This is a genomic window from Caulobacter sp. GW822-FHT01G02 (assembly GCF_058802865.1).
In genome coordinates, this window is sequence record NZ_JBXAON010000001.1 from 576,575 (window position 1) to 589,687 (window position 13,113).

Genomic DNA, 13,113 nt, shown 5'->3' on the forward strand with positions numbered 1-13,113 from the left:
AGGTTCGTTTTCTTTCGCTACGGAAGTCAAGCGCCGTTGTCGCCTCAGATTGGGGGATCTCAGCTCGGCTTGCGCGACCGGGCTTCCAACTCGTCGGCTCGGCGCTCCATGTCCTTGGCCTTGTCCGGCAACGTCTCGGCCAAGTCGCGCAGTTCGGCGTCGGTGACCGTGCCGCCGCGCTCGCGGTTTTCGGCGATCTGCTTGGCGCGATAGGCCGGGTCGCGCAGGCGGACGGCTTCCTCGCGCATCTGCTGGGCGCCGCGCCGCATCTGCACGGCGCCGTTGGCCATGTGGATGCGGGCGTTGGCGACCTGACGCATGGCCTGCTCGCGAGCGCGTTCGCCGATGATGCGAGCCTGCTCGCCGGCGAGGCGGGCCTGTTCGGCGCCCATCCGCGCGCCCTCGGCGGCCTGGCGGGCGACGTCGGCCTGGGCGCGCGCCATGTCCGAGAGGCGACGGGCTTCGTCGGCGCGGACACGGTTCTGGTCGGCCTGGCGACGCTCGATATCGGCCTCGATACGGGCCTGTTCGGCCTCCTGGCGCGCCTGGTCGGCTTCGGCGCGCGCCTGGTCGGCGGCCACACGCTCTGCGCCCGTGAGGACGCGGTAGTAGCTGTAGACGTAGCCGGACTTGTAGGCGGGCGGCTCGGGCGGCGGGGTAGGGGGCGCCGGCGGGATCGGCGCGGCGGGCGCGCTGACCGGCGGGGCGGGGGGAGCCGGGGGCGCGGCCATCGGCGCGGGCGGCGACGGGGGAACCGGAGGCGGCGGCGGAGCGACCCATTCCTGGTGCGTCAGGCCCAGGGCGGCCAGCGGCGTGGCGACTGCGGCCAGGGCGACGACGCTGAGGGCGACGGTCACGGGGCGGCGACGTGAAGCGGTATGGGTCATGATGTGGGCGATCCTTGTCTTCAGCGTGCGGGCGCTGGCGGCCATCGCGGTTGCGGGACGCGGGCTCATCAGGCGGGCGGTGGGGTGAGACGCCAGGCGCACCAGCGTCCGGGCGTAGAGGGTGCGATCGACGGTCTCGAGCGCGACGGCGTCGGCGGTTTCTTCCGAGCGTTCGGCCAGCACGGCGTGCAGGCGCCAGACCAGCGGGTTGAACCAGAACACCGCCAGGGCCAGGCGCGACAGGATCAGGAAGATCCAGTCCTGGCGACGCAGGTGGGCCAGTTCATGGGCCAGGATGGCGCGGGCGGCGTGACGCTCGTCCAGGCTGGCGGGATCGACGACGATGAAGCCGGGCGCGACGCCCCAGCTCAACGGACTGGTGATGCGTTCGCTGGCGATCAGGCGCGGACGGTCTTCCTCGGGCGACAGGTCTTCCAGCGGCTCCAGCCAGGCCTGGTGCTCGACCGGACAGCCCTGGCGGGTCCAGCGGTCGAGGGTCAACAGGCCCAGCAGCAACTGGCCGACCACGGCCGCCACGCCCAGCAGCCACAGGCCGCCGACCAACTGGGCCGACGGCGGCCAGGATGGGGCGACGGGAACCGAAACCGCGTCGCCGGTCATGGTCGCGCCTTCCACCGGGACGTAGGGCGCGATCGGCGGCAGCAGGGCCAGGTCCAGCGCCGGCAGCACGTTCATGATCACGGGGATGGCCAGCAGCAGGCCAACCGTGGCGCGCAGGATGTCCACGCGGTCGACCGGGCGCTGGGCCAGGAAGCGGGCGCAGGCCAGGCCCGCGCCGGCGACGACGCTGGACTTGACCAGCAGCGAAAGGAGAAGCGTCCAGGTCACGACCTGTCCTCCATGGGCCGCTCCACGGCCTTGTCGATGACCCGCTCCAGGGCGGCGGCTTCCTCGGTGGTCAGGCGCTGACCCAGGCCCAGGAGGGCGGTGGCGGCGCTGGCGGCCGAGCCGGCGAAGAAGGTGTCGATGACCCGCTTCAGCGCGCTGGCCGCGACGGCCTCGGGTTGCGGGGCGGGGCGGTAGACGAAGCCGTCGGGACCGGCCTCGCGCTCGACCAGGCCCTTGGCCTCCAGGCGCGAGAGCATGGTGCGGATGGCCGAGTCGCTGATCGGGTCGGACAGGGCGCTACGCACGTTGGCGACGGCGCCGGTCTCCAGGCGACAGAGGGTCTCGAAGACCTCGCGTTCGCGTCGGGGGAGGGATTCGATCATGGCGGCTTCCGTTATCCGGTGTCCGCTACATGTGTAGCGCTACGTCTGTAGCGCGGCTAGCCTGCGATGCGTGAATTCGGCGTAATGTCGGAGCGGCCTAGTGCAGCGTCGTGCTGGCCAGCATCCAGCTTGAGAACGTGCGGTTGTCACGTTCGTCGCGCTGTTCTTCCAGGCCCATCTCTTCCAGCATGATCGCCGCCAGCAGCCATTCCTCGAGTTCCGAGGCCGAGGCGCGGCCGTCCTCCAGCGCTTCCTTCACGGTCGCGATCAACTGCTCGATGGCTTCGTCGGTCGTCTTCGCCACAACGCGCTCCTCGGGAATCCACTGTGGCGTAACGTAGAGCGTGGTTCGCGGTTCAGGCCTGCGACAAAGCGGCATGTGGGTGGAGCATTGAGTCGCAGGCCCCTCGCGCGCCCTGTGTGACGGGGCCGCGCGAGGGGCTTGGAGCCTACTGGCCCTTCAGCTTGCGGTCGAAGAACTCCAGGTGCGTGTTTAGCACGCTGAGGCCCTTGGTCTTGCTGCCGGGCGCGCTGTGGCGCTCGCCGGGATAGAGCGCCATCTCAAACGGGATGGCCTTCTTCTGCAGGGCCGCGATGACGCGGGTGCTGTTCTCGAAGATCACGTTGTCGTCGGCCATGCCATGCAGCAGCAACAGGCTGCCGGGCTTCAGCTTGTCCAGGCGGGTATTGATGTCCGAATAGGCGTAGCCGGCCTTATTGTCGGCGGGCGTACCCATGTAGCGCTCGGTATAGGCCGTGTCGTAGAGGCCCCATTCGGTCGGCGGAGCGCCGGCCGCGCCGGCCTTGAACGGGGTGTTGTCGGCCGTCAGCAGCATCAGGGTCATGAAGCCGCCGTACGACCAGCCCATCACGCCCAGCTTGTCGGCGTCGACATAGGGCAGGCTCTGCAGGAACTTGGCGCCCTGCAGCTGGTCGTCGACCTCCACCTTGCCGAGGTTGCGGTCGAGGGCGCGCTTGAAGGCCGCCGAGCGGTTGCCGCTGCCGCGGTTGTCCAGCTTGAAGACCACGTAGCCGGCTTCGAGATAGGTGCGCTCGGACGCGCTGTGCCAGGCCTTGGTCACCTTCTGGGCGTGCGGGCCGCCATAGACCGAGACGATGGCCGGGTACTTCTTGGCCGGATCGAAGCCGATGGGCTTGAGGATCTCGTAGTACAGGGCCGAGCCGTCGGCGGCCTTCAGCGAGCCGTATTCCGGAACCGGCAGGGTCGAGGCGTAGGGCCAGTAGGCGTGGCCCTCGGCCAGCTTGTTTTCCTCGATCCAGCGCACAAGCTTGCCGTCGGCCGAATAGAGCGCCGTCTGAGGCGGGGTCTTGGGATCGCTGTAGGAGCCGGCGAAGGCGCCGCCAGCCTCGGCCACCTTGGCCGACCACCAGCCGCCGCCCGAGGTCAGGGCCTTGGGCTTGCCGGGCTTGGCGTAGCTCACCTCATAGATGCGGCGCTCCAGCGGGCTGTCCATCGAGGCGCCGAAGATGGCGACCTTGCGGGCCTCGTCGACGCCTTCCAGCCTGTCGACCGGCCAGTCGCCCTTGGTGATCTGGGCGATCAGTTTGCCGTCGGCGGCGTAGCGGTAGAGGTGGCTGGCGCCGTCCCGTTCCGAACCCCACAGGAAGGTCCCGTCCTTCAGCGCCTTGAAGTTGTCGAGCAGCTCGATGAAGTGGGTGTCGGTCTCGGTCAGGATGGTCTTGCCCGCGCCGGTGGCCGGGTCGAAGGCGATCAGGTCCAGGGTCTTCTGGTCGCGCGAGAGACGCTGGACATAGACGGTCTTGCCGTCCTGGGCCCAGGCGACGCGGGCGACATAGATGTCCTTGTTGGCGCCCAGGTCCAACTGCACGACCTTGCCCGAGGCCAGGTCGCGGACGAACAGGTCGACCACGGCGTTGGGACGGCCAGCGCGAGGATAGCGCTGATTGACCACGGTGGCGCCGGTCGGGCCGATGTCGGCGCGCGGCACGATGTCGACGCCGTTCTCGTCGACGCGGGCATAGACGATGTGGGCCTCGTCGGGGCTCCACCAGTAGCCGGTCGCGCGGGAGAGTTCTTCCTGGGCGATGAACTCGGCGACGCCGAACGACAGGGCGTCCTTGCCCTCGGTGGTCAGGGCCTTCTCGGGCCCGCCGGCAACCGGCTTGACGTAGAGGTTCTGGTCACGGACGTAGCTGACGTACGCGCCCTTGGGCGAGACCTTGGCGTCGACCTCGTCGCCCGGGGTTTCGGTCAGGCGGGTGACCTTGCCGTCGGCGATGCTGTCCAGATAGAGGTCGCCGTCCAGCGGCACCAGGATGAAGCGGCCCTGCTTGTCCCAGCTGTACTCGACGATGCCGCGGGCCGAGACGCGGGCGCGTTCGCGGCGGGCTTTCTCGGCCTCCGACAGTTCCTTGGCCCCCGACGACAGCGCCGCCGAGTCGATCAGGCGATAGGGCTCGCCGCCCTTCACGTCGGCCGCCCACAGATCCTGGACATTGGCCGCCTCGGCCTTGCCCTTCAGATAGGTGACGCGCCTGCCGTCCGGCGACAGGGCCACGCCCTTGGCGGTCGGGCCGCTCAGGTTGGGGTCGGCGAAGACGCGCTGTGGGGTGAGTTTTTCCGCCATGGCGGGGGTAGCGAGGGCGAGGACGGCCGCGAGCGCCGTGAGCGAGGGCTTGATCATGGCGCGGGACGCTATGCGGGAGCGTCGCCGTTGTCAGCAGGGAAGTTGTTGCGACCTTGAAACGCTCAGCGGCACATTTCACCGACGGCCTTCACATCCACCGGATCGGGCGGGACCGGCAGGCCCTTGGCCTTCAGGGCGTCCTCCAGCGTGGTCGGTTCGGGCGGCAGGCCGGGGTCGACGTCGGTTCGATAGAACGGATGACCCTCGGCCTTGGCGAGGGTCGTGAAGCCGAAGCCCCTTCTGGCGTAGAGTTTGTAGAGGCGCGGCGCCATGCGCGCGTCGAAGGCGCCGCCATGCATCAGCAGGACATAGGGGATATCCGCGCCGTACAGCGTCTTGCTCATCGCCCGCGCCCGGTCGGCGACGGCGGCCGCGGCGTCCAGATAGCGCTTCTCCAACTCGGCCACGGCGGCCTTGTCGCCCTTGGCCACGCAGCGGGCATAGGGATCGTTGAAGGCGTAGTCGGCGAAGCTCATCGTCACGCTGGCGATCTTGTAGTGGTTGGCCGCCAGCCAGGCGCGCACAGCCAAGCGTTTCTCGGGCGTGTCGCCTTCGGACAGGAACGGATAGCGCAGCCAGCGCCAGTCCTCGGCGGCCATCAGGTTCTTCAACATCGGCTCGTTGCGGGCGGCCTCGGCGGCGAACTGTTCTGGCGTCAGGTCCTTCAGGTTCTGGTGCGACCAGGTGTGGTTGCCCAGGGGCTGGCCGGCGTCGCGCCACATCTTCAGCACCGGGGTCGAGGCCGGCTCGCGCTCGGTCTGGACGCCGTTGATAAACCCGAAGGCGGGAGCCTTGGCGTCGGCGGCGGCCTTCAGCAGGTCGGCGGCGATCTGGACGCGCGTCACACCCGACGGCAGGGCGCTGTGCGCGGGCAGGTCGTCCCAGGTGAAGGCGATGACGGGTTTGTCGGCCGCATGAGCGGTGGTGGCCATGAGCGCGACGCACGCAACGCCCACCCACTTCCCGATCTCCCCGGCGAAAGTCGGGACCCAGATCGCCCCTTGAGCGTTGGCGGGTTTGGCTGAGGTTTTGGGCGCGTACACGTCTGATTCCCCGGATGGATCTGGGCCCCGGCCTTCGCCGGGGAGATCGGATTATTTGTTGGTCGCGTTGAACAAACTCAGCGGCACCGCGTCCGCCATGGCCTTGTAGCCCGCCAGGTTGGGGTGCAGGCCGTCATTGTCATAGGCCGGCAGCAGGTGGGTCGGGTTGGCGGGGTCGCGCAGGGCCTTGTCCCAGTCGATCACGCCGTCGAAGTTCCCAGGCGCGCGGATCCAGGCGTTGATCGCCTGGCGGTCGGCCTCGCTCTCCGGGCCGGGATGGTAATAGGCCGAGCGGGCATAGGGCAGGATGGTCGCGCCGATCACCTTGATCCCCCGGCCATGGGCGCGGTCGATCATCTGGCGGTAGCCGGCGATGACCTGCTCAACGAGGGCCTTGTGCGCTTCGGGCGTGGCGGGCGCCTCCCGGGTCAGGGTTCCCAGATCGTTGACGCCTTCCAGCAGCACCACGTGGGTGACGCCGGCCTGGGAGAGGACGTCGCGCTCGAACCGCGCCAGGGCGTTGGGACCCAGGCCGTCGAGTAGCACGCGGTTGCCGCCGATGCCGAGGTTCAGCAGGCCGATGTTCTTGCCCTTCAGCCGTTCGATCAGACCGTCGGTCCAGCGCAGGTTGGTGTTGGGCTGGACGCCGTAGCCGTCGGTGATGCTGTCGCCCAGCGCCACGATGGCGCGAGCCTTGGCCGAGACCACGTCGACGCTGGAGATCTGCAGCCAGCGGTCGGCGGTCTTGGCGCCGGGCAGATCGGCGGCGGCCACGTGATCGCCGGCCAGGACGTAGGAGGTCGCCCGCGACCCCGGATGGCCGGTCTGGACGCTGGGCGCGGCGGCGTAGTGGAGGCTGATCGCTAGCGAGGTCAGCGGCGCGACCTTCAGGCTCACCGGATCGGACCAGTAGTCGGCGCCGGCGGGGATGGTCACCTCCGCGCGGCCGGAGAAGGTCAGGGCGCGGTCCGTGGCCGGGTCGATGCGGGCGCTGGCGAGATCGGCCGAGACGGCGACATGGGCGGCCTTGATCGTCAGGGGTGCGGTCCCGAAGGCGTTGGAGAGGCGCACCCGCAGCGTCTCGCCGCCCAGGGTCAGGCGCACGATCTGGCGCAGGGTGGCGTCGGGATAGTCCTCGGCGGCGAGGCGATTCTTCTCGTCCGGCGCCATCTGGGCGCTGGCCCAGCCGCCGACCCAGCGGGGGCTCTTTAGCGACTCGGCGTGGGCGGGAAGGGCCAGGACCAGGGCCGCGCCGAATACGGCTAGCCGCGCGAGCATCTTCATCGACGTTTCTCCCCACTCCGACCTTGCTGCATCGGTAGCGGTAACATTGGTATGACCTCTCGCGGCCGTCGTAAAGCGCCGCCGTGCGCGAACGACCGTCAAGGCCAGGTGCGGCAGGCCGTCGCGGCCGTCGAAAAGAGGTTGCGCCATCCAGAGTGTTAGCGCTATCAGGGATCCGTGAGGCGCCGAGCGCCTCTGCCCTTCTTGGGCGTTTCCTCCCTATTGACTTCAAGCCCGGTCGTTTGGCCGGGCTTTCTTTTTGCGCGTCGCGGAAGATGATAGTCAGGGACGAACGTCGCGAGGTTTCTCCACATGGCCGCTGGCAAGCCCAAGAAGAGCGAAGTGCTCGAGGTCCGTTTGCCGTACGAGACCAAGACCGCCTTCATGGCCCGCTGCCGGGAGACACACCGCACGGCCAGCGAGGTGGTGCGGGTCTTTATCGACCAGGAACTGGAAGGGCGGGTGGCCAAGCCCCGCGCCCCCGGTCTAGCGTGGCGAGCCATGGCGGCGGCGCTGGCGGGCCTGGCCGTCGGCGCGGTGGCCGCGCCCTCGCTCGCCCGTCCGACCACGCCCTCACACGCGGCCTTCGAGCGCCTGGACGCCAACCACGATGGCAATCTGAGCTTCGAGGAATTCAGCGGGCGCTAACGGATCGGCTTCAGCAGCCGGTCCCATTGCAGGTCCAGCCACGTCCATGGCTTGAACAGCGACGCGCCCTGTCGCCACGACACCAGCACGAATTTCGCGCGGCCGACCAGGTTCTCGGCCGGCAGCAGGCCGACGCCGCCGGCTGACGGCGCGAAGCGGCTGTCCAGCGAGTTGTCGCGGTTGTCGCCCATCACGAAATACTGGCCCGCCGGCACCACATAGGCGCCGGCGTCGTCGCCCGGCTGGCCGGGCCCGCCGTCATAGGTGACATAGGCGCGGCCGTCCGACGTCCGCTCGCCCAGTTGCAGAACGGTGCGGTCCGGCGCGTCGTGATCCTGGGTCATGCCCAGCGGCGTCTGGGGGATGGCGACGCCATTGACGAAGACCTGACCGTTTCGCACGTGGATGCGGTCTCCCGGCAGGCCGATCACGCGCTTTATCCAGGTCTGGCCGGGATCGCGCGGCAGGCGGAAGACGACCACGTCGCCGCGCTGGGCCATGCGCTCCAGGAACCGGCCCTTGAACAGCGGCGGATTGAGCGGGAACGAGGCCCGGCTCCAGCCATGCGACGACTTGGAGACCACGATGTAGTCGCCGGTCACCAGTCCCGGCTCCATCGAGGACGAGGGGATGGTGAAGGGCTGGAAGATCACGACCCGCAGGATCAGGGCGATGGCGAGCGCCAAGCCCACGGTGCGGAGGATCTCGACGAACTCGCGCCAAGCGTTGGCGGAGGGTGGGGTTATGTCGGGGGAGGTGATGTCGGTCATGTCCCGACCAAGCCTCGCGTCGACCGCCAGCGCCAGCAAAGGCCTGTCGGGACGTCCGTGAATTCGTGTCCGGACATGAAAAAAAGGGCCGGGAGACATGCTCCCGGCCCTCCACTTCTTCTTGTCGTCCCGGCCCGCTGCGAAGCGGATAGCCGGGATCCAGGTGCGACCGCAGAGCGCCGGCCCTGGGTCCCGGACAGCCTCTGCGAGGCTTCCGGGATGACAAGGGTTGGGTTCTAGAAACGCTTCTTGATCGTCAGGTAGCCCTGGCGCGGGGCGCCCGGCAGCAGGGTCATGGCCGTGCCGGCGCGGTCGGCCTTGGAGGCGCCGCCCGAACCGACCGTCGAGATGTAGTCCTCGTCGCTCAGGTTGGTGACGTTGGCCTGGATCTCCAGGCCGCGCAGCATCGGGGCGGCGTTGTCGCTGAAGCGATAGCCGACCGTCAGGTCCGCGACCGTGTAGCTGTCGACCTTGCCGCCGTCGTTCTCGAACGTGTACCAGCGCGAGCCGACGTAGGAGAGGCCGGCGCGGGCATAGAGGCCGCCGTTGTCATACTTCAGTTCGGCCTTCAGCAGGTTCTTGGGCGTGTAGATCACGTCCTTGCCCTTGGTCTTCATGGCCACCAGGCCGCCGGCGCCCGGGACGTCGTCGTCGTACTTGGAGTCGTTGTAGCTGTAGGAGCCATACAGCGACCATTCGTCGGTCATGCGGAACTCGCCGGCCACTTCGACGCCCTTGGTGGTGACCGAGCCGACGTTCGACAGCACGGCCGGCAGGCCCAGGATCGGCGGAGCCGTCGAGGCGCTGTCCAGGCGATTGTCGAACTTGACGTGGTAGAGGGCCGCGACGCCCTGGAAGCGGCTGGTCTTGAGGCGCAGGCCGCCCTCGAAGGTCTTCGAGGTTTCCGGCTTCAGGTTCTTGGCGACGTAGTCGACGACCGTCTGGTTCTGCGAGGCGAACGGACCCGAGGTCGCGGCCGACACGAAGGCGGCCATGTTCTCGGTGTAGCCGCCGAACACTTCGACGCCGTTGTCCAGGCTGTAGACGGCGCCGACCTGGGGCAGGAAGCTGTCCTTGCTCTCGATCTTGCCGTTCATCTTGCCGACGACCGACTTGACCTCGTTCTCGACCTTCATGGCCTTGAAGCCGAAGTTGACCTTGAACGCGTCGGTCACCGACCAGACGTCCTGCAGGTAGCCGGTCGTGGTCTTGGTGTTGAACTTGTATTCCCACGAGGTGGTGAACGGGTTGGACTGGAAGTCCAGCGGGTCACGCGACGGCGCGGCCAGGGTCTCGGCGTAGAAGCGGCGCGCCTGGGCGAAGTCGTTGTCCTCGTGCCAGAAGCCGGCGCTGATCTGGTGGCTGGCCAGGTCGACGACCAGGTTGCCGATCAGGCCCTTGCGGTCGATGTCGTACTCGGTGGTGCGGATCGACAGCGGAGCGGCCGTCGAGCCGGCCGTGCCGTAGCCCGGGCTGACCGTGTAGGGCGTGTACCACAGGCCCTGGCCCTTGTTCTTGTGGCCATAGCCGGTCAGGTCGACGCGGACATTGTCGCCGATCTTCTGCTTGAAGGTGACGGCGAACAGGTCGTCGTCACGGATGCCGGCGCCGGCGTAGTAGGCGTCGTCCGGCGTGTCGACCCCGTAGGCGCGGTAGGGGTTCACGCCCGCGCCGGTCCAGTAGCCGCCGTTCAGCAGCGGCGTGGCGCCGGCGTAGTTGGCCGGGTTGTTCAGCACGGCGGCGACGCCGACGGCCTTGGCCCAGTCGGGCTGGAAGTTGTCGAAGTCGCGGCCCAGGCGCTTGATCATGTCGAACGACATGTCCTGGTAGTCCTGCTCGCGGCGTTCCGAGTGATCCCACCACGCGGTCAGCGAGCCGTTGTCGCCCAGCGGCAGCTCGATCTTGCCGTCGATCTGCAGCTGCTTCTGCTTGGAGCCGCCCTTCCACTTGTCGGCCTGCTGCTCGGCGACCGAGAGATAGCCCTTCAGGCCGTTCATCGACTCGATGGCGCCGGTGTCCAGGCGACCGAACACGCGGTGCATATTGTCCGAGCCGACCGTGGCGTTGGCCTGCAGGCCGAAGTCATCCGTCGGGTTGCGCGAGAAGAACTGCAGCGTGCCGCCCAGGTTCGAGGTCGAGGCGGTCGACAGGGCGCCGGCGCCCTGGGCCAGCTCGATCTTGCCGATGTCCTCGCTGGCGATGGCGCGGCTGATGTGCAGGCCGTTGTAGTTGCCGTAGCTCATGTCGCCCAGCGGCACGCCGTCCAGGGTGAAGCCCAGGCGGCTCTGGTCGAAGCCGCGGATCGAGATGCGGGTCGACCACTCGTACGCGCCGAAGGCGTCGGCCGACTGGAACGACACGCCGGGCAGCTTCTCGATGGCCTTGAGCGGGCTGGAGCCGGCGGCCTGCAGGGCGACCTGCTGGTCGTTGACGGTCTGGACCTGGCGGCTTTCGCCGCGGCCCAGGACGATGATCGCGTCGACTTCGGTGTTTTCGGGCGCGGCGGCCGGAGCGGCGGCGGCGTCGGGCTTCACGTCATCGGCGGCGAAGGCCGGGTTCGCGAACAGGCCGAGCGCGCAGGCGGCGGCGCTCAGCAACAAGGCGTGCTTCTTCATGATTATCCCCAATCCGGCCCGGACAGAAGGGGAGGGGCCGGTTGGGAGCTTGCGGTAACAGCGGTCGGCGACGGCGAGGCGACGAGGCTGTGTCGACTGTCCGACAGTCTAATGACCGAACCATGACGGCCGCGCCGTCGCGATCCCGCCGCGCGGACCCCGCCACGATTGCGCGAAGCGCTCCGGACCGCTATTTCAGCGCCCAATCCCCGAAACCCTCGTCCAGCGAGAACGCGAGCCTCATGGCGCAGCAATATATTTTCCAGATGCAGGGCCTGACCAAGGCCTATCCCGGCGGCAAGAAGGTCTTCGAGAACATCTGGCTGTCGTTCTACTCCGACGCCAAGATCGGCGTGGTCGGCGTCAACGGCTCGGGTAAGTCGACCCTGCTGAAGGTGATGGCCGGTCTGGACACTGAGTTCTCGGGCGAGGCCAAGGCCGCCGAGGGCATCCGTCGCGGCTACCTCCCGCAGGAGCCCGTGCTGGACCCGACGCTCGACGTCTGGGGCAACGTCATCGCCGACTGCGAAGACAAGCAGATCTTCGACAAGTACAACGCCCTCGCGGCTCAGCTCGGTGAGGAATACACCGACGAGCTGATGGAGGAGATGACCAAGCTCCAGGAGATCATCGACGCCCGCGACCTGTGGGACATCGACTCCAAGGTCGAGATGGCCATCGACGCGCTGCGCTGCCCGCCGAACGACGCCAACATCGAAAGCCTGTCGGGCGGTGAGAAGCGCCGTATCGCGTTGGCGCGCCTGCTGCTCAGCAAGCCCGACATCATGCTGCTCGACGAACCGACCAACCACCTGGACGCCGAGTCGGTGGCCTGGCTGCAGCATCACCTGGAGACCTTCCCGGGCTGCGTCATCCTGGTGACCCACGATCGCTACTTTCTGGATCAGGTCACCAAGTGGACCCTGGAACTCGACCGCGGCAAGGGCATCCCCTACGAGGGCAACTACTCCGGCTGGCTGGAGCAGAAGCAGAAGCGCGTCGTCCAGGAGCAGTCCGAATCCGAATCCCGCCAGCGCGCCCTGACCCGCGAACTGGAATGGGTCCGCAGCTCGCCCAAGGCCCGTCAGTCCAAGTCGAAGGCCCGTCTGGCGAGCTACGAGGAAATGGTCGCCGCGCAGGAGAACGCCCGCGCCGCTCAGACCCATGCCCACATCCAGATCCCGCCCGGCCCGCGCCTGGGCAACCTGGTGCTGGAAGTCGAGGGCCTGGAAAAGGAATACGGCGACAAGGTGCTGTTCAAGGATCTGTCGTTCCGCCTGCCGCCGAACGGCATCGTCGGCGTGATCGGCCCGAACGGCGCCGGCAAGTCGACCCTGTTCAAGCTGATCACCGGCCGCGAGCAGCCCGACGGCGGCACGGTCAAGGTCGGCGAGACGGTGAAGCTCTCTTACGTCGACCAATCGCGCGACGCGCTCGACCCGAACAAGACCATCTGGCAGGAGATCAGCGGCGGCACCGACGTGATGATCGTCGGCAAGCGCGAGATCAACAGCCGCGCCTATGTCGGCTCGTTCAACTTCAAGGGCGGCGACCAGCAGAAGAAGGTCGGCCTGCTGTCGGGCGGTGAGCGCAACCGCGTCCACCTGGCCAAGACCCTGGCCACCGGCGGCAACCTGCTGCTGCTCGACGAACCGACCAACGACCTGGACATCGAAACCTTGCAAGCCCTGGAAGAGGCGCTGGAAGAGTTCGCCGGCTGCGCCGTGGTCATCAGCCACGATCGCTGGTTCCTGGACCGCCTGGCGACCCACATCCTGGCCTTCGAGGGCGACAGCCACGTCGAGTGGTTCGAGGGCAACTTCGAGATGTACGAGGAGGACAAGAAGCGTCGCCTGGGCGCCGACAGCCTCATCCCCAAGCGCATCAAGTTCCAGAAGTTCGCGCGGTAGGCGGCGGACCGAGGACTGAAATGGAGGGCGGCGGGAGCGATCCCGCCGCCCTTTT

10 protein-coding genes are annotated in these 13,113 nt (G+C 68.1%); 2 read left to right on the plus strand and 8 right to left on the minus strand.

All coding sequences use genetic code 11. From position 1 onward, the window contains the following. Positions 1–59: 59 nt before the first annotated feature. The 6 genes from AC1RNC_RS02560 to AC1RNC_RS02585 all read right to left on the minus strand — a co-directional run bounded on the left by AC1RNC_RS02560 (position 60) and on the right by AC1RNC_RS02585 (position 7,115). On the minus strand, positions 60–1,736 hold the full coding sequence (locus AC1RNC_RS02560; RefSeq protein WP_492883466.1) for a M56 family metallopeptidase: 1,677 nt from the start codon (positions 1,734–1,736) through the stop codon (positions 60–62). Beyond that, complete coding sequence (locus tag AC1RNC_RS02565) at positions 1,733–2,119, minus strand: BlaI/MecI/CopY family transcriptional regulator (RefSeq protein WP_492883468.1); 387 nt, start codon at positions 2,117–2,119, stop codon at positions 1,733–1,735. Before AC1RNC_RS02565 ends, AC1RNC_RS02560 begins: the two co-directional genes overlap by 4 nt. Before the next feature lie 97 nt (positions 2,120–2,216). Continuing rightward, on the minus strand, positions 2,217–2,423 hold the full coding sequence (locus tag AC1RNC_RS02570) for a hypothetical protein (protein ID WP_492834897.1): 207 nt from the start codon (positions 2,421–2,423) through the stop codon (positions 2,217–2,219). Between the two features lie 145 nt (positions 2,424–2,568). Then, positions 2,569–4,785: a S9 family peptidase gene (locus AC1RNC_RS02575; RefSeq protein ID WP_492883470.1), complete on the minus strand. Its 2,217-nt coding sequence runs from the start codon at positions 4,783–4,785 to the stop codon at positions 2,569–2,571. Positions 4,786–4,850: 65 nt separating this feature from the next. Continuing rightward, on the minus strand, positions 4,851–5,720 hold the full coding sequence (locus AC1RNC_RS02580; protein WP_492883472.1) for a polysaccharide deacetylase family protein: 870 nt from the start codon (positions 5,718–5,720) through the stop codon (positions 4,851–4,853). 162 nt (positions 5,721–5,882) lie between these two features. Continuing rightward, a complete protein-coding gene (locus AC1RNC_RS02585; protein ID WP_492883474.1) occupies positions 5,883–7,115 on the minus strand; it encodes an SGNH/GDSL hydrolase family protein in 1,233 nt (410 codons plus the stop codon). Between the two features lie 312 nt (positions 7,116–7,427). Here AC1RNC_RS02585 and AC1RNC_RS02590 point away from each other — a divergent pair, with 312 nt between their 5' ends. Next, positions 7,428–7,763 carry a hypothetical protein gene (locus tag AC1RNC_RS02590; protein WP_492883476.1) on the plus strand — a complete coding sequence of 112 codons (336 nt, stop codon included), beginning with the start codon at positions 7,428–7,430 and terminating at the stop codon, positions 7,761–7,763. Here the strand turns inward: AC1RNC_RS02590 and lepB are convergent. Beyond that, a complete protein-coding gene (lepB, locus tag AC1RNC_RS02595; RefSeq protein ID WP_492883478.1) occupies positions 7,760–8,533 on the minus strand; it encodes a signal peptidase I in 774 nt (257 codons plus the stop codon). The genes AC1RNC_RS02590 and lepB overlap by 4 nt on opposite strands. A gap of 236 nt (positions 8,534–8,769) precedes the next feature. Next, positions 8,770–11,148, minus strand: coding sequence for a TonB-dependent receptor (locus AC1RNC_RS02600; RefSeq protein WP_492883480.1), 2,379 nt, complete (start codon positions 11,146–11,148; stop codon positions 8,770–8,772). Between the two features lie 242 nt (positions 11,149–11,390). Between AC1RNC_RS02600 and ettA the strand changes: the two genes are divergently transcribed. Continuing rightward, on the plus strand, positions 11,391–13,058 hold the full coding sequence (gene ettA, locus AC1RNC_RS02605; protein ID WP_492883481.1) for an energy-dependent translational throttle protein EttA: 1,668 nt from the start codon (positions 11,391–11,393) through the stop codon (positions 13,056–13,058). The last annotated feature ends 55 nt before the right edge of the window (positions 13,059–13,113 follow it).